The following is a 22,661-nucleotide window of genomic DNA, read 5'->3' on the forward strand; positions in this document are numbered from 1 at the left end:
CGGCCGCTACCGGTCCCGGGCTCCCGTGCGGGCCGTGAGCGCGGCTGCAAGGTAGGGGCTGGTGCGGCTGGTGCGGGACCGCGCGACGGCGACGGGGTTGCCGGCGGCGACGATCCGCCCGCCGGCGTCACCACCGGCGGGTCCCAGGTCCAGCACCCAGTCAGCCCCGGCCACCACGTCCATGGCGTGCTCCACGACGATCACCGTGTTGCCGGCGTCCACCAGGCGGTTCAGCTGCGCCACCAGGAGTTGGACGTCGGCCGGGTGCAGTCCCGTGGTGGGCTCGTCCAGCAGGTACAGCGTGTGGCCACGCCGGGCGCGCTGCAGCTCCGTGGCCAGCTTGATCCGCTGCGCCTCACCGCCGGACAGCTCGGTGGCAGGCTGGCCCAGCCGGAGGTAGCCCAGGCCCACTTCCTGCAGCGTGCGGAGGGAACGGGCGGCCGCGGGTATTCCGGCAAGGAAACCGGCGGCGGCGTCGACTGTCATGCCAAGGACCTCCGCGATGTTCCTGCCATGGTAGGTGACCTCCAGGGTTTGCGGGTTGTAGCGCGAGCCGTTGCATTCCGGGCACGGACCGTAGCTGCCGGGCAGGAAGAGCAGTTCCACGGCCACGAATCCTTCGCCCTGGCACGTCTCGCAGCGTCCACCGGCCACATTGAAGGAAAAGCGCCCGGGCCCGAAGCCCCGGCTTTTCGCCGCGTCGGTGGCGGCGAACTCCCTCCGGACGGCATCGAACAATCCTGTGTAGGTGGCCAGGTTGGACCGCGGCGTGCGGCCGATCGGCTTCTGGTCCACCGTGACGGTCCGGTCGATCTTTTCCAGCCCGGACACATGCCCCACGCTGCCCGGGCCACCGTCATCCCCGGTGCCGCCGTCCGGCTCTTCGGACCCTGACTGGTTATCATCCCGAGCCTGCCGCGCCCCGGCAAGACCGGCCAGCACCTTGCTGACCAGGGTGGACTTGCCCGAGCCTGAAACGCCCGTGACTGCCGTCAGGACACCGAGCGGGAAGGCGGCGTCCAGGTTGTCCAGGTTATGGCGGCTGATGCCGCCCAGCGTCAGCCAGCCGGCAGCTTCCCGCGGCCCTTCGTTGCCGGCGCCGCCGTTGAATTCCGCCTGGCCACCAGGAAACAGGAACGGCCGTGTTACAGACCCCTCCACCTGGTCCAGGCCGTGCACCGGACCGCTGTAGAGCACCTGCCCGCCGTCCTCCCCGGCGCGGGGACCGACGTCCACCAGCCAGTCCGCGCGGCGGACCACATCCATGTTGTGCTCCACCACGAACACGGAGTTCCCCGATGCCTTCAGCTGGTCCAGGACTGCCAGGAGCGGTTCGGCGTCCGCGGGGTGCAGGCCTGCCGACGGTTCATCCAGCACGTAGATCACGCCGAAAAGCCCCGAACGCAGCTGGGTGGCGATCCGGAGCCGCTGCATTTCGCCGGGTGAGAGCGTCGGCGTGGCCCGGCCCAGCGCCAGGTAGCCCAGGCCGAGTTCCAGGAGGACCGTGATGCGCTGCAGGAGGTCGCGGGTGATGGCCACCGCCACTTCATTTGACTCGGACGACTGTTTCCGTGATGCGGTATCCGCTGTGGCCAGCAGGGTGGTGGGACGGATGATCCCGGCCAGTTCGGTCATGGGCACTGCATTGAGCCCGGCGATGGTGTGCCCGGCGAACGTCACCGCGAGGGCCTCGGGCCTGAGCCCCGTTCCGCCGCACCTCGCGCAGGGCCCCGTTTCCATGAACCGCAGCACCTTTTCCCGCATGGCAGCGCTGCTGGAGTCGAGCAGCGTGTGCATTACGTAGCTCCTGGCACTCCAGAACCGGCCCTTGTATGGCTTGGCCACGCGGTCGCGCTGCGGCGTCACCTCCACCACGGGTTGTTCCTCCGTAAAGAGGATCCAGTCCCGGTCCTTCCGCGGCAGCTGCCGCCAGGGGAGGTCCACGTCGTACCCCAGGTGTGTCAGGATGTCCCGCAGGTTCTTGCCCTGCCAGGCACCGGGCCACGCAGCAATCGCGCCGTCGCGGATGCTCAGGGACGGATCCGGAACCAGTGATGCTTCAGTGACCGTGTGGGCGGTGCCCAGCCCGTGGCATTCCGGGCAGGCGCCGGCAGCAGTGTTGGGGGAGAAGGCATCGGAGTCCAGCGGCGTGGCCCCGGCAGGGTAGTTGCCCGCGCGGGAAAAGAGCATCCGCAACGAATTGGAGAGCGTGGTGACCGTTCCCACGGTGGACCGGGTGCTGGCGGTGCCGCGGCGCTGTTGAAGTGCGACGGCCGGTGGCAGCCCGGTGATCTGTTCCACCTTGGGGTTATGGCCCTGTTGGATGAGCCTGCGGGCGTAGGGTGCGACGGATTCGAAGAAGCGGCGCTGCGCTTCGGCGTAGATGGTGCCGAAGGCCAGCGACGACTTGCCCGAGCCCGAAACCCCCGTGAAGGCAACGATTGCGTCCCGCGGCACGTCCACGCTGATGTTCCGGAGGTTGTTTTCGCGGGCACCGCGCACCCGGACGAAGCCGCCTTCGCCGTGGCCGCCGGTCTCTGCGGGCAGGCCGGGCATCTGCAGGTTCAGGGCGGTCAGGTCATCAACGTTCTGTTCGGCATGCACCGCTTCGACTCTAGCGGCCATCCGCCGCGTCCCGAACTCCAGGGGATCTGTCGGGACGGCGCGGTCGGATTTACACTGAATCATCCCGCGGGGCCGGCAGGCAGCAGGCGCCGCCCGGTGGGGCCGAAAATCAACTACATACGTGGAAGGGCCGGCCATGGGCAACGCGTCGCAGGGAGCGAACAGGGCAGTATCCGAGGCCGCGTCGGCGAGCCGCAGCCCGGCGGTTCGTATGCTGGCCCGGGCCGGATTCGTCTTCATCGGCCTGGTCCATATCCTCATCGGCGTCATCGCCTTGCAACTGGACAGGGGCCAGGGTGGAGAAGCTGACCAGTCCGGAGCCATCGGAACCCTGGCCTCAAAACCCGGCGGCGGGATCCTGTTGTGGGTCGGTGCGGTTGCCTGCGCGGCGCTTGCCCTGTGGATGCTGAGCGAGGCGTTTTTTGGGGCCCGTACCGAAACCGACTCCAAGAAGAAACTCAAGGCGGCGGCAAGTGCTGCGGGCAAAGCGGTGGTCTTCGGGTTCCTGGCCTTCACCTTTGCGGTCTTTGCCTCCGGCGGCAGCAAGAACTCCAGCCAGTCGGCCAGTGATTTCACGGCGAAGCTCATGGGTGCCCCCACCGGGGTGGTTCTCCTGATCGCCCTGGGCCTGGCGATCATCGGTGCCGGGGTGTTTTACGCCTACCGCGGTATCTCGCGGAAGTTCATGAGGGACCTCCAGGACCCCGGCAGCGCCCGCACGGCCGTCGAGTGGCTCGGCACTGTCGGCTACGCAGCCAAGGGCGTGGTGCTCGCCGTCGTGGGAGTCCTGATCATCGTGGCGGCCGCAACGGCCGACCCCTCCAAATCTTCCGGGCTGGATGGCGGGCTGAAGACCCTTGGCGCACAGCCCTACGGCGTCTTCCTCCTGGCGGCCATTGCCGCCGGGCTCATCTGCTACGGCGTGTACTCAATGGCACGGGCCCGGTACGGAAAGTTCTAGGCACGGCGCCAGTTCCCTGATCCCCGGCTCCCTGATCCGCGGTTCCCTGATCCCCGTCTCCCTGTTCCGCGGCGCGCGGCCCCTGCCTGGAGGCCCAGGTCCGTCAGTGCTTCGGCCATCGGCATATGCAGAGCAGGACCGTGGCCGGGGAGGATCACGGATACGTCCACGCCGGCCAGGTTCCGCGGTGCGGCAATCGCGCCGGCCGGATCGGTGTGGTACATGGGGTGCAGCATTTGCGGGCCTGACGCGGGGCTGATCGGGTGGCCGGTGACAAACGAATCGCCGACGGCGACGGCACCTGCGGCGGGGAAAAGGAGCGCCGCGTTGCCGGGCGTGTGGCCCGGGAGGGTGATGGCAACGGGCTGGCCGGGGAGGGCGTGAAGGGTGGCAGCGTCCCATGCCTCTGCCCGTGTTGCGGGCTCCGCTGACAGCGCCCCGGCCTGGATGACGTGCACCATCCAGCGGAAGACGCGCGGCCGCCATGCCCGGCGGAGGACCTGGCCAAGAGTGACCTGGTGTTCTTCCTGCCCCCGGACATGGGCCAGTTCTTCGGGCGCGCACAGGACCGGGGTTCCAAACGATTCCGAGAAGAAGGCCGCAGAGCCGGTATGGTCCACATGGCCGTGCGTAACCAGCAGCGCAGCGGCGTCCGCCGGTTCCAGGCCCAGGTGGCGCAGCGACGCAAGCACGTGGCCGCGGTCCCCGGGGTAACCGCTGTCAACCAGGATGAAGTCGGGTCCGTCCCGGACCACCATCCAGTTGGAGGCCGGGCCCTCGACGAAGTAGACACCGGGTGCCTGCTCGGAAAGGCCGGTTGAGGCGTCCCACACGGGAGTTTTGCGCTGCACGGATAAAGCGTAGCCCGGACCGCCCGGCAGCGGTCACTGCCCGGGGCGGGGGCACGCGGGGTACCTAACGCCCCCTAAAGTTCCTGTGCACTCGCTGTGCATCTGTTGATCCTGGTCACCTTGGACCTACAGTATTTCCACCATTGCCTACCATAGGACAGAGACAAAGGACGGATCGGCTGCTGGCAATTCCTGCCCGCAGCTCTCCAGGACCCCAGGCAGGAGGCGGCGCCCATGCAGGACACTGTGTTTCCGCACGGGCATCCCGGACGCGCCTTTGCGGCCGCCGGGGCCGTCATCCTCCTGGCCGTAACGTCAGGGAGCGCGGCCCAAACCCAGCCCCTGGCCACGGGGCAATCCCCGGTCCGCGTTGTGGTTGTGGGTGACTCCTTGAGCACCGGCCACGGCACCTCGCCGCAGCAGGCCTGGCCGGCATTGATGCGGACGGACCCGCAGGTGGCGGGACTGGAGGTAGTCAATGCGGCCGAGGACGGCAGCGGATACCTCAGCCCCGGCGATTTTGGCGGCACCTTCGGCACGGAGGTGGACGACTTCGTCACCGCAAACACGGGCGTTGTGGTGTTCTTCGGGTCAGAAAACGATCTGGGCTACGCGCCTGCCGACATCGGCGACGCCGCCCTGGCCGCCATGGACCGTGCGGCAGCCCTTGCCCCGGCGGCGAAGATCATCGTGGTAGGGCCGCCGTCGTACACCGCAATCCCGGACCCCGGACTGGTGGACATCAGCGATCAACTCAAAGCCGCTGCCCGGCAGGCGGGCGGCGAGTTCGTGGACCCCATTGCCGAGGGCTGGATCAGCGATGACTTCGACGACCTTATCGGCCCGGATGGCGACCACCCCACCGTCCTGGGGCAGCACTACCTGCTGGAGCACATCGGCGCCCACCTGGAGCAGGCGGCCCCGGCGGCCGCCGCCGGCAAGGGGCGCCCGGAAGCGCAGTGAGGCCCCTGCCTAGACCAAAGGCCACGGGTAGCGCATCCCGGTCCGGTCGACCGGAAGGGTCTTTTCCTTCAACATATGCTGGACCCTGCGCCGCAGGGACGCCGCTTCGGCATGGTCGAGCAGGGCGGCCACGTCCAGGGGGACCTCGCGGGCCAGCGGGCTGATGTCCTCAAGGAGGGGCTCCGGAACGGGATCGCCGGCGAAGTCCCAGATCACCGTGCGGAGCTTGAAGGCGGCGGAGAAGCAGAGCCCGTGGTCGATGCCCCAGATATGCCCGTCGGCGCCGCGCAGGACGTGACCGCTTTTGCGGTCGGTGTTGTTTGCCACGTAGTCGAACAGGGCAATCCGGGCCAGCGCCGCGTGCGTTTCCGGAGCATCCGCGAAGAGGGTGAAGTAATGCTCCTGCTGGTCGCCCTCGATGAACCACTGCAGCGACCCGACGCCCAGGGGTGCGTCCGTCCGGACCACCGTGGGCGGCACGATGCCCCACCCGAGCGCTTCACTGAGCAGGTAGGCGGCGCGCTCCCGGCGGTACAGGCCGGCGTCGAAATCCGCCAGCGGCCGTTCCCCGGCCTCCGGCTTGTATACCGCCCAGGCAGAATCGTCGCCGCAGGTCACTTCGGCAAGGAAGGTGGCATTGCTGCCGGTCACGATGCGGCCCAGCAGCTCCACGCGGCCCTCGGTGAGGAGGGTCAGCTCCCGGCCGGACACCATGCGCCCCCAGCGCCTGTGCGGCGCATCCGTCCGTCCGGCACCGGCAGGTAGGCCGTCATGCCGGCCTCAGCCCGCTCAATGGGTCCGACGTCGAGTTCACCGTGAGCACGGCCGGCGCCTGGCCATCCGCGTAGGAAATCGCAGAGACCGACGCCGGGCTGATGAAGATCCGCTGGAAGAGATCAAGGTGGGTGCCCAGAGCGTGGGCAACGGCCGCCTTGATGGGATCGGCGTGGGAGAAGCAGACCACCACCCCGCCCTTGTGGGCGGCGCGCAGGTCCTCCAGCGTGCCGACCATCCTGGCCTGCATCCCTGAGAACGACTCGCCGTTGGGAAACCGAAAAACCGACGGATTGTGCTGCACGGTCTGCCACTCCGGCAGGCCGGCGAGGCCGGAGAGCTCGGCGCCGGTCCAATCGCCGAAGTCGCATTCAAGGAGCCCGGCTTCTTCCGTTACTGCCACTCCGGAACTGATTGAGGCCGGCTCCGCGGTCTCCCGGGCGCGTTCCAGCGGCGAGGAGTAGATGGCGTCCACCGAAAGGCCGGAAAGGCGGCCGGCAACGCCATCCGCCTGCGCGCGTCCGCGCTCGGACAGGTGCAGCCCGGGTGCCCGGCCCGGCAGGACCTTTCCCGTGGTGGGGGTCTCGCCGTGCCGCACCAGGAGGATCAGCGTGTTCTGTGTCATCGGGTCTAAGCGTAGCCGCGAGGGGGCCCTGTGCCGAGCTTGCGAGGCGCGGAGAGCGGCAAGCGGTAGCCGCGAGGGGGCCCTGTGCCGAGCTTGCGAGGCGCGGAGAGCGGCAAGCGGTAGCCGCGAGGGAACCCGGCGGGGAATCCTGGCAGCTCTGTGGACCGCCCCTCGGGTCCGAGGAATCTGGAGGAATCTATCGATTAGCCGCAGGACCGGGATTACCGTAGAGGAGTGACTGATCGCCCCGATATCTATACCGTTGGTGAACTGCGTGCGGCAGGCCATGTCCAGAAAGACCTGCGCCACGAAATCCGCGACAACCTCCTGGCCGCCCTGTCCGCGGGCCGGGACCCGTGGCCGGGCCTTTACGGTTTCAGCCGGACGGTGATTCCGCAGCTCGAGCGGGCCCTGATCGCCGGGCATGACATTGTGCTGCTGGGTGAGCGGGGGCAGGGCAAGACCCGCCTGCTGCGCACCCTGGCCGGGCTGCTGGACGAGTGGTCGCCGGTGATCGAGGATTCGGAGCTGAACGAGCACCCGTTCGGACCGATCACCGAGCAGTCCCGCGCCCGGGCCCTGACCGAGGGCGACCGGCTCCGGATCGCCTGGCGGCACCGTTCCGAACGCTACGTCGAAAAGCTTGCCACCCCCGACACCTCGGTGGCCGACCTGGTTGGCGACGTTGACCCGATGCGGGTGGCGGAGGGCCGCCGCCTGGGGGACCCGGAAACCATCCACTACGGGCTGATACCCCGCTCCAACCGCGGCATCATTGCCATCAACGAACTTCCGGATCTCGCCGAACGCATCCAGGTGGCCATGCTCAACGTCATGGAGGAACGGGACATCCAGATTCGCGGCTACGTGTTGCGCTTGCCGCTGGACGTGCTGGTGGTTGCATCCGCCAACCCGGAGGACTACACCAACCGCGGCCGGATCATCACGCCGCTGAAGGACCGGTTTGGCGCCGAGATCAGGACGCATTACCCCATTGAGCTGGACGACGAGGTGTCGGTCATCCGCCAGGAGGGCCAGCTGGTGGCGGACGTACCGCCGTTCATCCTGGAGATCCTGGCCCGCTACACCAGGGCGCTGCGGCAGTCCCCGGCCATCAACCAGACCTCCGGCGTTTCCGCCAGGTTCGCCATCGCCGGTGCGGAGACGGTGGCCGCGGCCGCCTTGCGCAGGGCAAGCCTGCGTGGCGAGGACCAGCCAGTGGCCCGGATCATCGACCTAGAGCCGGCCGTGGAAGTCCTGACGGGCAAGATCGAGTTCGAATCGGGCGAGGAAGGCCGCGAACAGGGCATCCTGGACCACCTCCTGCGCACCGCCACCGCGGAAGCGGTCAGGGCGCACTTCCAGGGCCTGGACATGGGTCCGCTCGTGGCCGCCCTGGACGGGCACCGCACCGTCACCACCGGGGAACAGGTCACGGCGCAGGAATTCCTGGGCAACCTGCCCTCCCTGAACGGCTCCGGCCTCTACGACGAAATCGGCCGGCGCCTGGGCGCGACGAACGACGGACAGCGGGCCGCCGCCGTCGAACTGGCCCTGGAAGGCCTCTACCTTGGCCGCCGGATCTCCAAGGAATCCGACGACGAGGAAACCATTTACGGCTAGGCACGGGAGGCAGCATGGCCATCCATAAGCGGTCCGCCAGGTACGGCCGGTACACCGGCGGGCCCGATCCGCTCGCCCCGCCGGTGGACCTGGCCGAGGTGCTCGACGCCGTCGCTGAAGACGTGATGGCGGGCTATTCGCCCCGCCATGCCCTCCAGGAGTTCCTGCGGCGCGGCGGCCGGAACCGGGAAGGGCTGGACGACCTTGCCCGGCGGGTCCAGCAGCGCCGGCGCGACCTGCTCAGCCGGCACCGCCTGGACGGCACCCTGGACGAGGTGAAGAAGCTTCTGGACACCGCGGTGCTGGAGGAACGCAAGCAGCTGGCCCGCGACGCCATGATGGACAACACGGACCGTGCTTTCCGGGAGATGCAGCTGCAGAACCTGCCTGCTTCCACGGCCGCGGCGGTCAACGAACTCGCGTCCTACGACTGGCAGTCAGGTACAGCCCGGGAAGCCTACGACCGGATCAAGGACCTGCTGGGCCGGGAGGTCCTCGAGCAGCGGTTTGCCGGTATGAAGCAGGCGCTGGAGAGCGCCACCGATGAGGACCGCGAAGCCGTGAACGCCATGCTGCGGGACCTCAATGAATTGCTGGCGAAGCACCAGCGCGGCGAAGACACCGACGCCGACTTCCAGGAATTCATGGCCAGGCACGGCCAGTTCTTTCCGGAGAATCCGCAGTCGGTGGAGGAACTGGTGGACGCCCTTGCCCAGCGCGCCGCGGCCGCCCAGCGGCTCCTGCAGTCCATGTCCGCTGAGCAGCGCGATGAGTTGATGCGGCTCTCCGCGCAGGCGTTCGGCTCGCCGGAGCTGATGAACCAGCTCAGCCAGCTCGATGCCACCCTCCAGGCCCTGCGTCCGGGGGAGGACTGGACGGGTTCGGAACGGTTCGAAGGGCAGGAGGGGCTGGGGTTGGGCGACGGCACCGGGGTATTGCAGGACATCGCCGAGCTCGACGAACTGTCGGAGCAGCTTTCCCAGTCCTATGACGGCTCCAGGCTCGATGACCTGGACCTGGACGCGCTTGCCCGCCAGCTCGGGGAGAATGCCGCCGTGAGCGCCCGCACCCTCGCCGAGATCGAACGGGCGATGCAGGACGGCGGGTACCTACGGCGGGGTGCCGACGGCGACCTGCGGCTGTCGCCCCAGGCCATGCGGCGGCTCGGGAAGTCGTTGCTGCGCGACACCGCCCGGCAGCTGTCAGGACGGCAGGGAAACCGGGATACCAGGACGGCAGGGGCAGCCGGCGAGCAGACCGGCTCCAGCCGGCAGTGGGAGTTCGGGGACGCCGAGCCCTGGGACGTCACCCGCACCATGACCAACGCCATCCGCCGAACCATGGCCGACGGCGGCGACCCCACCAGGGGACTGCGCCTTGCCGTCGACGACATCGAAGTGTCAGAAACGGAGGCCCGGACCCAGGCCGCGGTGGTCCTGCTGGTGGATGTCTCCTTCTCAATGGCGGCGGAGGGCCGGTGGGTGCCGATGAAGCGGACCGCACTGGCCCTGCACCACCTGGTGTCCACGCGTTTCCGTGGCGACCGGCTGCAGCTGATCACGTTCGGCCGTTACGCGCAGTCCATGGACATCGGGGAACTCACCGCACTGCCCGCCCTCCGTGAACAGGGAACCAACCTGCACCACGGACTGTTGCTGGGCGGCAGGTTCTTCCGCCGGCACCCGTCCATGCAGCCCGTCCTGCTGGTCGTGACCGACGGTGAACCCACGGCCCACCTTCTGCCTGACGGAGACTCCTGGTTCAACTGGCCGCCCGATGCCGAGACCATCCGTGCCACCGTTGCCGAGCTGGACCGGCTGGGCCGTTCCGGCGTCCACACCACGTTCTTCCGCCTGGGCAACGACCCCGGCCTGGAGAGGTTCATCCAGCGGATGGCCCGGCGCGTGGACGGCCGTGTGGTGGCGCCGGAAGTGGGCGACCTGGGCGCCGCGGTGGTGGGCGAGTACCTCCGCGCCCACGTCCGCAGCGCCTACGCCGACGGGGACTGGTTCTGAGCAGTCCCGGGGCATAAAGTGGCCGGCATGGGTGAGCTGATGGTGGATTTGATCATCACGTTGGACGGCTGCGCTTCCGGTGAGGGGTGGCCGGGCTGGTGGGGCCTGGAGGGGCCGGAGTATCTGGCCTGGCTCCAGCAGGAAGCAGGCGGGGACCGGACCTACCTGATGGGTGCGAACACCTACCGCCTCATGTCAGGCATGTCGGCGGACGCCGCGGGCGGGGGCGGGGAGTATTCGGACGACGAAAGTGCATCCTTGACAGGCCTTGCGGCCGTTCCCAAGGTGGTGTTTTCGTCGAGCCTGACGGAGCCGCTCCGGTGGCCGAACTCGCGGCTGGTTGCCGGGGATGCCGTGCAGGCCGTGGGCCGGCTGAAGGAGTCCGATCCAGGGCTGCTGAGCACCCTCGGCAGCCTCAGCCTGTGCCGTTCCCTGCTGGCCGCGGGCCTGGTGGACCGGTTCCGCCTGGTGGTGTTCCCCTTGATCACCGGACGCACCGGAAGCGAACGGATTTTCGACGGCTACCCTGATGTTGCCCTCGACATGGTGGACAGCAGGACCTTCGACGGCCGCCTGCAGTTGCTCGAGTACATCCCACGGGTGATCGAGGGTCCCCCTCCCGGCGGCGCGCAGTAACCAACCGCTGCCCGCTTGGAAGACGGTGGTCAGGGCGTCCTGGTTGACGCCGGGCGAACCGATCAGCGGCTTGCCGGCCGCCCTTCCCTGGGCATCATGCAGCGTGCTACCCCGGATAGGGACTTCCGCCAGCGGGGGTCCGGGATCCGGTCACGCGCGCTCATGGCACATTACGACATCTGACGCAGGTGGCACCAAAAGGGCAAAATACTTGAAGGATCAATCATTGGCGCGTACTCTTACTTTAATCTTCAACCAATAGGGAAGAATGCCGAGGACCGCCATGACAGCAGTTGTTTATTCCGCAGCGCCACTCAACGACCTGCGCGCGGCAACGGTCCGCACCAGGGTCAGCGTTCCGCTGCGCTTCGCAGACGGTTACGCCGCCTCCGCCGAGGTCATGACATTCCACGGACTGACGGACGGCAGGGAGCACCTGCTGCTGGGGCTGGGGGACTGGGAGCAGGTTCTGCTCGACGGCGCCAGGCCACCGCTGGTGCGGCTGCACAGTGAGTGCATGACCGGAGACGTCTTCGGCAGCGAACGCTGCGACTGCGGACCCCAGCTGCGCGAAGCCGTTGAGGCCATCGCCTCCACCGGCGGATTCCTCCTCTACCTCCGGCAGGAAGGCCGGGGCATTGGCCTGTATTCGAAACTGGATGCCTACGCCCTGCAGGACCAGGGCCTGGACACGTACGACGCCAACCTTGCCCTCGGCCATGGCGAAGACGAGCGGGATTATGCGGCCGCCGTCCAGATGCTCTGCACCCTCGGTGCCACCACCGTGCGGCTGCTCACCAACAACCCCGACAAGGCAGCCCAGCTGGCGGCCCTGGGAATCGCAATCGAAGAGCAGGTTCCTACCGGGGTACACCTGTCGGAGGCCAACTCCCGGTACCTCGAGGCCAAGCGAGACCGGACCGGCCATACGCTGGAACTCAACCGGGCCGCCGTCGTGCGTCCAGCAAAGACCGTTGCCGGAAGAACGCCAGGCCATGCAGAGGTGCTCGCCCGCGTCGACGCCCTGGTTCCCGGGCTCCGGGCCAGGGCCGAAGAAACCGAACAGCTGCGCCGCCTGCCCGCGGAGACCGTGCAGGAGCTGCACGAGGCCGGCGTCTACCGCCTCCTCGCGCCCGTGTCCGTCGGTGGCTATGGACTGGGCGCCGCCACCTACGGCGAAACCGTGAGGCACCTCGCGAGGGCCTGCGCCTCCACCGCCTGGACCGCCGGCCACCTCGCGGAGCACGCGTGGATGCTGGCCCGCTGGCCGCGGAAGGTCCAGGAAGAAGTCTTCAACAGCGGGCTGATGCCGCTGGCCGCCGCCACCAGCGCACCGATCGGTTCGGCAACGAGGGTTGCCGGCGGCTACACCGTCTCCGGTCACTGGAGTTTCGCCTCCGGCATCATGCATGCACGCTGGGCGCTGCTGGCCGTGCAGCTCGACGGCGTCCGGCTGCAGGCGCTCGTTCCCGTCGCTGAGCTGGAGCTGCTGGATGCGTGGCATACAGATGGCCTGCGTGGGACCGGCAGCAACGATCTCAGGGCGGACAGTCTGTTTGTCCCCGGTTACCGGGTGATGGAGTGGGAGCGGCTCACCGCACCGGATAATCCGGGCAGCCTCATCCACCCGGACCCCCTGATCCATATGCCTATGGCCACGTTGTTGAACCTCGTGGCGCCGGCCGTGGCCCTTGGTGCGGCGGAATACGCCCAGGAGCTCTTCCGGAACCAGTTGCTGGTCCCCAGGGAGAAGAACGGCACCGCAGCGCGCCAGGCGGATGCCGTCCTGGCGCAGGCGCGCTACGCCAGGACGTCCGGTGCTGTGGCCACCGCACAGCTGCACTGGCAGGCCGCACTGTCCGTACTGCCTACGCAACCGGGTTCTCCCGATGCCATGGGCGAGCCGCAGCGCGCCGGATTCCGGCTCTCGCTTGCCCTCAGCGCGGAAGCCGCCCAGGACGCCGTCCGCCTGGCGGTGGCCGGCTCGGGTGGCAGCGCCCACCGGCTGTCCCATCCGCTGCAGCGCATCCAGCGTGACGTCGGCGTCGTCCTCAACCACCCCACCCTGGGTACCGACCCCATTCTGGAGCAGGCGGGCCGGGGCCTGCTTGGCCTGGGATTCACGGCGGCTTCCTTCTAGGCCCAGCCCGCCGCGGCGCAGGGTTCCTGCCGAACCACCGCCACCTTCCGTGCCAGGACCCCACTTCCGTGTCAGGATCAAGGTATGCCCCAGCGCCTCATGCTGCTCGACACTGCCTCCTTGTACTTCCGCGCCTTCTACGGCCTCCCGGACACCATACGGCGCCCGGACGGAACCCCGGTCAATGCCGTGCGCGGCCTGCTGGACATGATTGCCCGTCTCAGCACCGACTACCATGCGACCCACCTGGTGGCCTGCTGGGACGACGACTGGCGTCCGCAGTGGCGGGTGGACCTGCTTCCCACCTACAAGGCCCACCGGGTGGCCGAAGCGGTTCCGGACGGCGCCGACGTCGAGGTGGTGCCCGAGGGCCTTCAGGCACAGCTGCCCATGATCCGCCACGTGCTGGAGCTGGCGGGGATCGCCATTGTCGGGGCGCCCCACCACGAGGCCGACGACGTTGTGGGCACCTATGCGAGCCACGCCAGCTTTCCCGTGGACGTTGTCACCGGCGACCGTGACCTCTTCCAGGTGTGCGACGACGAGCGTGCCGTCCGTGTGATTTACACCGCCCGCGGGATGAAGAACCTTGAGGTCATCACGGAGGAAACGGTGGTGGCCAAATACAAAGTGCTGCCGCAGCAGTACGCCGACTACGCCACCCTGCGGGGGGACGCCTCGGACGGCTTGCCCGGCGTGGCCGGGATCGGCGAGAAGACGGCAGCGTCCCTGCTGCTCAAGTACGGGACCCTCGAGCGGCTGCTGGTGGCGGCGGATGATCCAGGTGCCGGCGTTGCCGCGCCTGTCCGGGCCAAACTCTCAGCGGCTGCCGGGTATCTTGAAGCAGCCCCCGCCGTCGTCCGCCTGGTACGCGACCTGGAGCTGCCCAGCCTGGAGGAAGCGGGCGCGCAGCTGCGGCCGGTGACAGCTGGGCCGCGCGCGGAGCTGGAACAACTTGCGGTCGACTGGAACCTCGGCGGCTCCGTCCGGCGCCTGCTCGCCGCGCTGGATTCGCTGGGGTAGGGGCGTTATACCGCCCCCGGCGAGGGTCCCGTGAAGCGTCAAGCAGAGACATAAAGGCCCCTTTTGGAACAAGGATCGAATGACGCCGGATGTCCGGGAATGACACTGCGTTGCGGTCCGCGTCGGCCCATGTCAGGAGGGTTGAACCGGCAGAATTGGTGATGGTTTGGTGAGGGAACGATCCACACGAGAGGCCATTCCATGACAATCACTTCAGATCTCGCCCCACGCCGGCTTCGCGATATTTTCGGAACCTTCGCCAGCGGCTTGACGGTGATCACGGGCTCGACGGCCCAGGGTCCCGCCGGCTTCACCTGCCAGTCGTTCGCCGCCCTGTCCCTGGAGCCGCCGCTGGTCACCTTCAGCCCGGCCCGCACCTCCACCACCTGGCCCGCGCTGCGCGACGCCCGCTCGTTCACCATCAACATCCTCCCGGCGTTACAACAGCACCTCGCCGGGCAGTTCGCCCGGTCCGGGGCGGACAAGTTTGCGGGTGTCAGCCATGGGCCCTCGCCGCTCGGCAATCCGGTGCTGGACCAGGCGCTGGCGTGGATCGACTGCGAGCTCCACGCAGAGTACGACGGCGGCGACCACACCATCGTGGTGGCCGCGGTTCGCCATCTCGATGCCCGGAACGACGCACGCCCCCTGCTGTTCTTCAAGGGCGGATACGCCGGCCTCGCCCCGGCGGAACGCCTGCTCGAAGCAGCGGGCTGACTCTCGTGGTCCGGGCCTCCTGGACCACACCCGCAGCGAAACACCATTGCCATGGAGCCATCAGGTAGTAAGCTTGCTGAGCATTACTAGTAAGCTTACTGATTAAACCGGATGGGAGCAGGAGCCATGGGAGCAATTTTTGGTACGGCCCTGTCAGTCATGCTGACCGTGGGCGGCGCGGCCGCAGCCGCAGGTGCTGCCGGGCAATACCACTTGGCCGGACACGTGCTCCTCGGGCTGGGGATCGGCCTGCTGGTCGCCACCCTCGTGCGCACAGGTGCCCGGCTCGTCCTGGCACGGCAGGCTACCCGGGTCCGGGACGCGGGGCGGGCACACGCTGCTCCCGCCCCGGTGACTGTGTTGCCGGTCCGGTCCGCGTCCGCCGTACCTTTGCGGGGCAGGCATGCAGCCTGAGGCGGCAATGCCTACGGGACCGCACAGTGCCCCGGTGGCGCCCGTGCGGCTATTGGGAACCGCACACCCAACAGCTGGTCCCCGCCGTGGCCTCCGCGCCGTCGTCATCCTGTGCTGCGCTCTGCTTGCAGGACTCCTGGTTGCCGGGGCAGCGGGATTCCGCCCCGGCGTCAGTGAAGACAGTGTGCTGCACGGGTTCCAGGTCCGGGTATTGAGCATCAGCCAGGCCGCGGCGGAAAACAGGATGGACGGGGCGCTGGCCGCCCTCCAGGCTTTGGAAAAGGACCTGAATGAGGCGGCCGCCGCCGGCCGCGTGTCTGCTGCGAGGTACCGCGGCATCGAGACCGCGATCGCGGCTGTCCGGTCTGACATCGCCACCCAGGTGGCAGCAGCGGCCCCTGCGCCCCCCACCGCGACGGCACCGGACGCTACCGGCGCGGCACCCGCACTGGCCGATACCGCAAGCACCAATCCCGCGCCCGTTGCACCTGCCGCTCCGGCCGCAGCACCGGAACCCGCGCTGGCCCCGCAGGGTCCGGGTTCGCAGGCGCAGGACGGTCCCCAGGGCCAGGACCCGGCCAAGGAAGCCAAGGGGAAGGGCAAGGGCCCGGGCAAGCCCTGACCGAAGCAGGAACAGGCCAGCGCCCGCAATCGGTTTGAGGGCGTAATCCCGCCGGGGCCGACCGGTCAGGGCAGAATGGATGGATGATTCCTCCTGACGGCAACTCCGGCGCCGACTTCGATCTCGTTACCATCGGGGCCGGGCTCGCCTTCCGGAGTTCCCTCGATGCCCTGGTGGAGGCTCTGCGGGGAAGCGTCCCGCCGGGCGCCGCCGTCGTCCAGGCGCCGCCGGGAACAGGCAAGACCACCCTCGTCCCCCCACTCCTCGCAAATCTCTACGGCCAGTCGGGCCGCGTGGTCGTCACGCAGCCGCGCCGGGTGGCCGCCCGGGCAGCCGCCCGTCGACTTGCTGCCCTGGACGGCAGCACTGCCACCCGCCGGGTGGGCTACACGGTCCGCGGGGAACGGCAGGCCGGGCCGGAGACGGTGATCGAATTCGTCACCCCGGGCATCCTGTTGCGCCGCCTGCTGGCGGACCCGGGGCTCGACGGCATTGCCGCCGTCGTCCTGGATGAAGTCCACGAACGGCAACTGGAAACAGACCTCCTGGTGGGCATGCTCGCCGAGGTCCGGGCGCTCCGCGGCGACCTCGCCGTCGTCGCAATGTCCGCCACGCTGGACGCACCAAGGTTCGCTGCCCTGCTGGGTGATCCCGACGCCGGGCGGCCGGCACCCGTCGTCGACTGCCCTTCCGTGAACCATCCGCTGGACGTGCAGTGGCTCCCCGCCCCGGCTCCGCGGCTGGACGCCAGGGGAGTGGCGCGGGGCTTCCTGGACTTTGTCGCCGCCACGGCCGCGGACGCCCATGCCCGGGCTCTTGGTGCCGGCAGCTCGGTGGACGCCCTCGTATTCCTGCCCGGTGCCAGGGAGGTCTCCCGGGTTGCCAATGCGCTGCGCAGCAACCCGCACACCCATGCCGACGTCCTGGAGCTGCATGGCCAGGTGGGGGCAGCCGAGCAGGACAGGGCGGTATCGGGGCGGGGTCCCGGCGACCGGCCCCGCATCATCGTCTCCACCGGCCTCGCCGAGTCGTCCCTGACCGTACCCGGGGTCCGGCTGGTCATCGACTCCGGGCTGGCCAGGGAACCCCGGCGGGACTCCGGCCGGGGCATGAGCGGGCTGGTCACCGTTTCCTGTTCCCGGGCGTCTGCCGACCAACGCGCCGGGCGTGCCGCACGGCAGGGCCCCGGGACAGTGGTCCGCTGCTACTCCCAACAGGCATACGGGGCCGCCCCCGCGCACGTAACGCCGGAAATCAACGTCGCGGACCTGACGGGTGCCGCCCTCATCCTCGCCTGCTGGGGCGCCCCCGGCGGAAAGGGACTTGCCCTGCCGGACCAGCCACCCCGCCAGGCCATGGCCGACGCTGTGGAGGTGCTCGGGGAGCTGGGCGCCGTCTCCGGCGACGGCCACGTGACGGCGGCTGGACGCGCCCTTGCCGACATACCCGCCGATCCGCGGCTTGCCCGCGCCCTGATAGACGGCAGCGCCTCCGCCGGCGCCCAGTACGCCGCCGGGGTAGTTGCCGCACTCTCCGGCGACCACCGTGCACCGGGCGCCGACCTGCCCCGCCTGCTTTCCCAGCTCCGGGGCGACGCCGGCCCGCCGGGAAGGCGCTGGGCGGAGGAATCCAGGCGGCTGGCTGGCCTGGCGGAGCGGCACCAGTCCGGAGCCGGGATGGTTCCCGCCAGCCCCGGCACCGAAGCGGAGGCGGTGGGCGCCGTCGTCGCCCTCGCCTTCCCCGACCGGGTGGCACGCCTGGTCCCCGGCGGCGGGGACGCCGGGCAGTACCTCCTGGCGTCAGGGACCAGGGCAGGCCTGCCTGCCGGCAGCAGCCTGTCCGGCCACGAGTGGCTTGCCGTGGCCGAAGTGTCCCGGGCGGAAGGCCGGGACACGGCCGGAACCGGTGCCGTGATCCGGGCCGCTGCACCAATTTCCCTTGGCATCGCCGAGACGGCTGCATCGCACCTCGTCGCGGACGCGGTGGACACGGAATTCATCGATGGCAGGCTGGCAGCGCGGAGGACCAGGAAGCTGGGATCCATCCTGCTTTCCTCCACCCCGGTGCGCCCCACTGCCGAACAGGGCAGGCAAGCCGTTGCGGCCGCACTGCGGTCCGGAGGGCTGGCGGCACTGCCATGGTCGACGGCGGCAGACGCCTTTCGGCGTCGCCTCGCGTTCCTGCGCCGCGAGCTGGGGGAGCCATGGCCTGATGTGACCGCGGCAGCGCTGCTGGACCGGCTGGATGAATGGCTGGGGCCCGAGTTGGAAGAACTTGCCGGCGGCAAACCAGTCAGCTCGATCGACCTGGCCAATCCCTTGCGCCGGCTGCTGCCGTGGCCTGAAGCGGTCCGGCTGGACGAGCTTGCCCCAGAAGCCCTTCCCGTGCCCAGCGGTTCCACGGTCCGGATCGACTACCCGGACCCGGATGACGGCGCTGCCCCGCCCGTGGTGGCGGTAAAACTGCAGGAGTGCTTCGGACTGGCCGAATCCCCGAGGCTGGTGGACGGCCGCGTGCCGGTCCTGTTCCATCTGCTGTCCCCGGCCAGGCGTCCGCTCGCCGTGACGGATGACCTGACCTCGTTCTGGTCCGGCCCGTACGGCCAGGTACGCGCGGAAATGCGGGGCCGCTACCCCAAGCACCCGTGGCCGGAGGACCCCTGGTCGGCCCCGGCCACCGCACGGACCAAGCAACGGAAATAGCCAAGCTCCGGGAACCCTGTCAGGCGCCGGGCCGTCGCGTGAGGTAACCGATACACATCCGAAACTTCACGTGCCCCCGATGAAACATGTGCCGGATAGGCTCCTTTCCACGTGGACGGTGTTGTCCACCCGCTCCCAGGAAGGACTGAACATGTTTCTTGTAAGTACCCTGAATCTGCTGCTGGACGGCCGCCGTGACGAGGACAGGCGCCCCCGGGAAGAGGCTTCCACGGAGGCTTTCCCGGCCGGCCGGCTCACCTCCGCCGCGTGGGAAGGCTGGTGGCACGAGGACGCTGCCTAGCGGCCGGTCGTCCCGGCGCTAGCCCAGCAGACCGGTTTCCGCCATGAGTTCCGTGAGCCATGGGCGGTGTTCACGGTGGAACGTGATTCCCTCTGGGAGCCCCTGTACAGCGGCCTCTGAGCCGACAACATCGATGGTCATCCGGTTTCCGGCGATGGGTGCGTTGGTCAGGTGCACGTCCCCATAGGATTCGGGCAGTACGGGGTCCAGCCAGAAACCGCCGCGGGACACGTGCGCGTCGTACCGCATCAGGCTGGTGATGAGCATGATGGGCGTTGTCGCTGCCCAGGCCTGGGGAGAACAGGCCGTGGGATACGGTACCGGCTCACTGACCTGCTCCCGGCTGAAGCCACAAAAGAGCTCAGGCAGCCGGCCATCGGAAAAGTCGGCGGCCTCCAGCAGGGCGGTGGAGATGCGCTGCGCCTCTTCCACGAACCCGTAACGCAGCAGCCCTGCGGCGATGATGGCGTTGTCGTGGGGCCACACCGACCCGTTATGGTAACTCGCCGGGTTGTAAGCTCCCATGTCGGTACCCAGCGTCCGGACACCCCAGCCGCTGAACATCTCGGGAGACATCAGCCGCTCCACCACTGCGGGCACTTTGTCGTCATCCACGATGCCGTGCCACAGGCATTGACCCATATTGGAGGCGCAGGCATCCACCTGCTTTTTGTCACGGTCCAAGGCAACCGCGAAGTAGCCCCGGTCCGGCAGCCAAAACTCATCGTTGAACTTCTCCTTCAGCCGCTTGGCCTCGCCGGTGAGCTGCGCCGCCAGCGGTGCGTCCCCCGCGTCATACGCCATCCATGCGCGGGACAGCAGCGCGCTGTAGACCAAGGCCTGGACTTCGCAAAGCGCGATGGGCGGTTCGGCCACCCTGCCGTCGGCGAAGTTGATGCCGTCCCAGGAGTCCTTCCAGCCCTGGTTGACCAGGCCTTGGTCGTTAAGGCGGGAATATTCGACGAACCCGTCGCCGTCTTTGTCCCCGTACTCCCTGACCCAGTCCAGGGCCCGGTCGGCGTGGGGGAGCAGGGCGGCAATGGTGTCCTTGGCGAAGCCCCAGCGGCTGACCGAGCCCAGGGCCATGACGAATTGCGGAGTTGCGTCGACGCTTCCGTAGTAGACGGCCTTGCCGCCCAGGGCAAGGCCGCTGGAAACGCCCAGCCGCACTTCGTGAAGGATTTTCCCGGGTTCTTCCTCGCTCATTGGGTCCACTACTTTGCCTTGCCTGTCAGCGAGCGTCTGCAGTGTGCCCAGTGCCAGGGAAGGGTCCACAGGCAAGGCCATCTCGGACGCCCAGAGCGAGTCTCGGCCGAACAGCGTCATGAACCAGGGCGCGCCTGCCGCCACCACGACCCGCTCGGGATGGGCGGGGTCCTGGATCCGGAGTGCGCCGAGGTCGTCGTAACTGCGCCGCAGCGTCCTTTCGATGGACCGGTTACCCATGTGGAGCTTGGGGATCTTTTCCACCCATTCCCTCCGCCGGCGGTCGCTGGGGGACATGTCAGGTGCCGTGGGATGACGGTGCGCCGAGGCCGGGACCGGTTCATCGCCGCTGACCGGGACCACGCTGAGCTGCCTGCTCCACTGGCCGTGCGGGGGCACCAGTGCCTCGTAGGTCAGGACGTCAGGGGTGGAGACGGCGCCCTCTGCGTGGACGAAGACCCGTTTGAGGACGTCGTGCCATACCGCGCTGATGGTCAGGGAGTCGCCATCATTGCTGCGGGATTCCTCCCAGGTCCTTTGAATGCGCGCCTCCTTCACTTCGAACAGGTCGGCGAAATCGGACTCGGCCCTGACCGAGACGGTGCATTCGGCAGGTTCGGACGAATAGTTCCGGATGGTGATCCGTTCCGAGACTCCGGCGGCGACCTCGCGCAGGCGTTCAACCACCAGCGGACTGTCCGCATATCCATCCGAACGGGGTACGCGGCCGATGAACAGCGCGCGGTAGGGCTCCTTCACCTCAGCGGCCAGCGGCTCCAGCGGCTTGCCGTTCACCCTCAGGTCCCAGCGGGAAAGGATGCGGGTATCTTCATGGAAGACACCGTGGGGATGCTCGGGGTGGATGTCCCCGTTGGCCAGCGAAATGCAGAAACAGGACCCTTCCACGAGGGTGATGTTTCCGGCTCCGACCGGTCCGGCAGCAGTGTCAGCATTCCATCCAGCCATCGCCGGTCCTCCATCGATAGATGTTGCCCGGGGCCGACGGGTCAGGACAGAGGGAGGCGCCGCCGCTACCCCACGCAATAGACGCTACGCCTTTGGCCCCCCATCGTGTAAGGGGCCGCGTTGACTCGTAAATAACCTCCGCGAAGGGGGATACGTTGCCTCATTAATAATCCTCCGCTTGGGTTGGCGGTTGCCGGGGTGGGCGGATGGAGGCTAGGCCGGGTGGATGGGATTGACGATGGCTGAGCGCAAGGCCGTGACGAAGCAGCTGGCCAGGTCCTATCGGGCCGGGGACAGGGTCCGGAAGGGAAGAATCCTGGACGAGGTCGTGGAGTTGACCGGCTGGCACCGGGATCATGCCCGGGCGGTGCTTCGGCATGCTTTGGACCCTCCGCGGCCCAGGCCGGTCAGGCCCGGCCGGGCACCGGTATACGGGGCGGATCTGCAGCCTGCTCTGGTGTTCTGCTGGGCGGTGCTGCGCGCTCCTGCCGGAAGGCTGCTGGCGGCGGTGATGCCAGAACTCGTCCCGATGCTGCGCGACGAGAAGGCCCTGGACATCACGGACGCCCAGGCGCAGCTGCTCGGGCGGATGAGCGCAGCCACGATCGACAGGCGCCTGGCCGGGGAACGGGCCAAGCTGCTGCCGCGGGGCCGGTCCCACACCAAACCCGGATCGCTGCTCAAGTCCCAGATTCCGATCCGCACGTGGGCTCAGTGGGATGACGCCGTGCCCGGCTTTGTGGAGATCGATCTGGTCGGCCATGAGGGCTCGAACAGTTCCGGACAGTACTGCTTCACGCTCACCGTCACGGACATCGCCACTGGATGGACGGTGAACAGGTCCGTGCCCAACAAGGCCCAGAGGCATGTCTTCGCTGCCCTCCAGCAAGCCATCTCTGCCTTCCCGTTCCCGGTGATCGGCATCGATTCGGACAACGGAGGAGAGTTCATCAACAACGATCTTTTCGACTTCTGCCAGGAACAACGGATCACTTTCACCCGCTCACGTCCGTATAACAAGAACGACGGGGCCCACGTCGAGCAGAAAAACTGGTCGAGGGTCCGTGAGCTGGTGGGCTACCTGCGCTACGACACCGCCGCGGAACTTGCGCTGCTGAACCAAATCTGGGAGCTGGACCGTACCTTCACCAACTACCTGCTTCCCCAGCAGAAGCTCGTATCCAAGACCCGCCACGGGGCCACGGTGACAAAGATCCATGACGCGCCGGCGACCCCCCACCGCCGCGCGGCCGCCGATCCTCACACCGAAAGGAAGGCGGCAACCCGCATGAACGCCGAGTACCGGAAAGTCAGACCCGCGGCCCTGTCCCGGCAGATCCTGGCCCTCACCGGGCAACTCGGAACCCTCGCCACCGCCAAGCAGCCAGCGCCCATCAAACCGCCAGTCAACGAGGACTGGAACCGCCGACCCAACCGGAGGTTTTCCAATGAGGCAACGTATGCCCCTTCGCGGAGGTATTGACATGAGGCAACAGG

18 protein-coding genes are annotated in these 22,661 nt (G+C 68.3%); 13 read left to right on the forward strand and 5 right to left on the reverse strand.

Annotated elements, in window-relative coordinates; genetic code table 11:
• Window positions 1-6 precede the first annotated feature (6 nt).
• Window positions 7-2,556: an ABC transporter gene (locus ACTJK0_RS20050; RefSeq protein ID WP_440746382.1), complete on the reverse strand. Its 2,550-nt coding sequence runs from the start codon at window positions 2,554-2,556 to the stop codon at window positions 7-9.
• A gap of 205 nt (window positions 2,557-2,761) precedes the next feature.
• On the opposite strand from ACTJK0_RS20050, the gene ACTJK0_RS20055 reads away from it, so the two are divergent.
• Window positions 2,762-3,586 carry a DUF1206 domain-containing protein gene (locus tag ACTJK0_RS20055; protein WP_110543181.1) on the forward strand — a complete coding sequence of 275 codons (825 nt, stop codon included), beginning with the start codon at window positions 2,762-2,764 and terminating at the stop codon, window positions 3,584-3,586.
• On the opposite strand, the gene ACTJK0_RS20060 is transcribed toward ACTJK0_RS20055, so the two are convergent.
• Window positions 3,583-4,344: an MBL fold metallo-hydrolase gene (locus ACTJK0_RS20060; protein ID WP_440746383.1), complete on the reverse strand. Its 762-nt coding sequence runs from the start codon at window positions 4,342-4,344 to the stop codon at window positions 3,583-3,585. The two genes, ACTJK0_RS20055 and ACTJK0_RS20060, sit on opposite strands and share 4 nt — an antisense overlap.
• A 327-nt stretch (window positions 4,345-4,671) precedes the next feature.
• On the opposite strand from ACTJK0_RS20060, the gene ACTJK0_RS20065 reads away from it, so the two are divergent.
• Window positions 4,672-5,400, forward strand: coding sequence for an SGNH/GDSL hydrolase family protein (locus ACTJK0_RS20065; RefSeq protein ID WP_440746371.1), 729 nt, complete (start codon window positions 4,672-4,674; stop codon window positions 5,398-5,400).
• A gap of 9 nt (window positions 5,401-5,409) precedes the next feature.
• Here ACTJK0_RS20065 and ACTJK0_RS20070 read toward each other — a convergent pair whose 3' ends face one another.
• Window positions 5,410-6,111 carry an SCO1664 family protein gene (locus ACTJK0_RS20070; RefSeq protein ID WP_440746384.1) on the reverse strand — a complete coding sequence of 234 codons (702 nt, stop codon included), beginning with the start codon at window positions 6,109-6,111 and terminating at the stop codon, window positions 5,410-5,412.
• Window positions 6,112-6,169: 58 nt separating this feature from the next.
• Window positions 6,170-6,799, reverse strand: coding sequence for an MSMEG_4193 family putative phosphomutase (locus ACTJK0_RS20075; protein ID WP_440746372.1), 630 nt, complete (start codon window positions 6,797-6,799; stop codon window positions 6,170-6,172).
• Between the two features lie 234 nt (window positions 6,800-7,033).
• Between ACTJK0_RS20075 and ACTJK0_RS20080 the strand changes: the two genes are divergently transcribed.
• From ACTJK0_RS20080 to ACTJK0_RS20125, 10 genes are all read left to right on the forward strand, one after another.
• Window positions 7,034-8,422 (forward strand): sigma 54-interacting transcriptional regulator, encoded by a 1,389-nt coding sequence (locus tag ACTJK0_RS20080; RefSeq protein WP_110543175.1) that lies wholly within the window; start codon window positions 7,034-7,036, stop codon window positions 8,420-8,422.
• A 14-nt stretch (window positions 8,423-8,436) separates the two neighbouring features.
• Complete coding sequence (locus tag ACTJK0_RS20085) at window positions 8,437-10,437, forward strand: vWA domain-containing protein (RefSeq protein ID WP_440746373.1); 2,001 nt, start codon at window positions 8,437-8,439, stop codon at window positions 10,435-10,437.
• A 27-nt stretch (window positions 10,438-10,464) separates the two neighbouring features.
• Entirely contained in the window at window positions 10,465-11,073 is a 609-nt protein-coding gene (locus ACTJK0_RS20090) for a dihydrofolate reductase family protein (RefSeq protein WP_110543172.1), read from the forward strand.
• Between the two features lie 283 nt (window positions 11,074-11,356).
• On the forward strand, window positions 11,357-13,213 hold the full coding sequence (ribA, locus tag ACTJK0_RS20095) for a GTP cyclohydrolase II RibA (protein WP_440746374.1): 1,857 nt from the start codon (window positions 11,357-11,359) through the stop codon (window positions 13,211-13,213).
• 84 nt (window positions 13,214-13,297) lie between these two features.
• Window positions 13,298-14,236: a 5'-3' exonuclease gene (locus ACTJK0_RS20100; protein ID WP_440746375.1), complete on the forward strand. Its 939-nt coding sequence runs from the start codon at window positions 13,298-13,300 to the stop codon at window positions 14,234-14,236.
• A gap of 201 nt (window positions 14,237-14,437) precedes the next feature.
• Complete coding sequence (locus ACTJK0_RS20105) at window positions 14,438-14,953, forward strand: flavin reductase family protein (protein ID WP_440746376.1); 516 nt, start codon at window positions 14,438-14,440, stop codon at window positions 14,951-14,953.
• A gap of 126 nt (window positions 14,954-15,079) precedes the next feature.
• Window positions 15,080-15,367 (forward strand): hypothetical protein, encoded by a 288-nt coding sequence (locus ACTJK0_RS20110; RefSeq protein WP_110543165.1) that lies wholly within the window; start codon window positions 15,080-15,082, stop codon window positions 15,365-15,367.
• Between the two features lie 52 nt (window positions 15,368-15,419).
• Window positions 15,420-15,989, forward strand: a complete 570-nt coding sequence (locus tag ACTJK0_RS20115; RefSeq protein WP_440746377.1) for a hypothetical protein — start codon at window positions 15,420-15,422, stop codon at window positions 15,987-15,989.
• A gap of 83 nt (window positions 15,990-16,072) precedes the next feature.
• Window positions 16,073-18,691: an ATP-dependent helicase HrpB gene (gene hrpB, locus ACTJK0_RS20120; RefSeq protein WP_440746378.1), complete on the forward strand. Its 2,619-nt coding sequence runs from the start codon at window positions 16,073-16,075 to the stop codon at window positions 18,689-18,691.
• Window positions 18,692-18,842: 151 nt separating this feature from the next.
• Window positions 18,843-18,992, forward strand: coding sequence for a hypothetical protein (locus ACTJK0_RS20125; RefSeq protein ID WP_440746379.1), 150 nt, complete (start codon window positions 18,843-18,845; stop codon window positions 18,990-18,992).
• Window positions 18,993-19,010: 18 nt separating this feature from the next.
• On the opposite strand, the gene ACTJK0_RS20130 is transcribed toward ACTJK0_RS20125, so the two are convergent.
• The gene (locus tag ACTJK0_RS20130; RefSeq protein WP_440746380.1) at window positions 19,011-21,164 is read right to left on the reverse strand and encodes an amylo-alpha-1,6-glucosidase; all 2,154 of its coding nucleotides are present in this window, start codon (window positions 21,162-21,164) and stop codon (window positions 19,011-19,013) included.
• 238 nt (window positions 21,165-21,402) lie between these two features.
• Here ACTJK0_RS20130 and ACTJK0_RS20135 point away from each other — a divergent pair, with 238 nt between their 5' ends.
• Window positions 21,403-22,647, forward strand: coding sequence for an integrase catalytic domain-containing protein (locus ACTJK0_RS20135; RefSeq protein WP_440744316.1), 1,245 nt, complete (start codon window positions 21,403-21,405; stop codon window positions 22,645-22,647).
• Window positions 22,648-22,661: the final 14 nt, after the last annotated feature.

The organism is Paenarthrobacter sp. 22069 (genome assembly GCF_052046035.1).
Taxonomy (GTDB): domain Bacteria; phylum Actinomycetota; class Actinomycetes; order Actinomycetales; family Micrococcaceae; genus Arthrobacter.

Excerpts from the sequence above, each read along its gene's own strand:
- ACTJK0_RS20085 (WP_440746373.1), top strand. The coding sequence starts at position 8,437 with ATGGCCATCCATAAGCGGTCCGCCAGGTACGGCCGGTACACCGGCGGG.
- ACTJK0_RS20060 (WP_440746383.1), bottom strand. The coding sequence starts at position 4,344 with ATGGTGGTCCGGGACGGACCCGACTTCATCCTGGTTGACAGCGGTTAC.
- ACTJK0_RS20075 (WP_440746372.1), bottom strand. The coding sequence starts at position 6,799 with ATGACACAGAACACGCTGATCCTCCTGGTGCGGCACGGCGAGACCCCC.
- ACTJK0_RS20125 (WP_440746379.1), top strand. The coding sequence starts at position 18,843 with ATGTTTCTTGTAAGTACCCTGAATCTGCTGCTGGACGGCCGCCGTGAC.
- ACTJK0_RS20050 (WP_440746382.1), bottom strand. The coding sequence starts at position 2,556 with ATGCCCGGCCTGCCCGCAGAGACCGGCGGCCACGGCGAAGGCGGCTTC.
- ACTJK0_RS20110 (WP_110543165.1), top strand. The coding sequence starts at position 15,080 with ATGGGAGCAATTTTTGGTACGGCCCTGTCAGTCATGCTGACCGTGGGC.
- ACTJK0_RS20055 (WP_110543181.1), top strand. The coding sequence starts at position 2,762 with ATGGGCAACGCGTCGCAGGGAGCGAACAGGGCAGTATCCGAGGCCGCG.
- ACTJK0_RS20090 (WP_110543172.1), top strand. The coding sequence starts at position 10,465 with ATGGGTGAGCTGATGGTGGATTTGATCATCACGTTGGACGGCTGCGCT.
- ribA (WP_440746374.1), top strand. The coding sequence starts at position 11,357 with ATGACAGCAGTTGTTTATTCCGCAGCGCCACTCAACGACCTGCGCGCG.
- ACTJK0_RS20135 (WP_440744316.1), top strand. The coding sequence starts at position 21,403 with ATGGCTGAGCGCAAGGCCGTGACGAAGCAGCTGGCCAGGTCCTATCGG.
- ACTJK0_RS20065 (WP_440746371.1), top strand. The coding sequence starts at position 4,672 with ATGCAGGACACTGTGTTTCCGCACGGGCATCCCGGACGCGCCTTTGCG.
- ACTJK0_RS20105 (WP_440746376.1), top strand. The coding sequence starts at position 14,438 with ATGACAATCACTTCAGATCTCGCCCCACGCCGGCTTCGCGATATTTTC.
- ACTJK0_RS20130 (WP_440746380.1), bottom strand. The coding sequence starts at position 21,164 with ATGGCTGGATGGAATGCTGACACTGCTGCCGGACCGGTCGGAGCCGGA.
- hrpB (WP_440746378.1), top strand. The coding sequence starts at position 16,073 with ATGATTCCTCCTGACGGCAACTCCGGCGCCGACTTCGATCTCGTTACC.
- ACTJK0_RS20100 (WP_440746375.1), top strand. The coding sequence starts at position 13,298 with ATGCCCCAGCGCCTCATGCTGCTCGACACTGCCTCCTTGTACTTCCGC.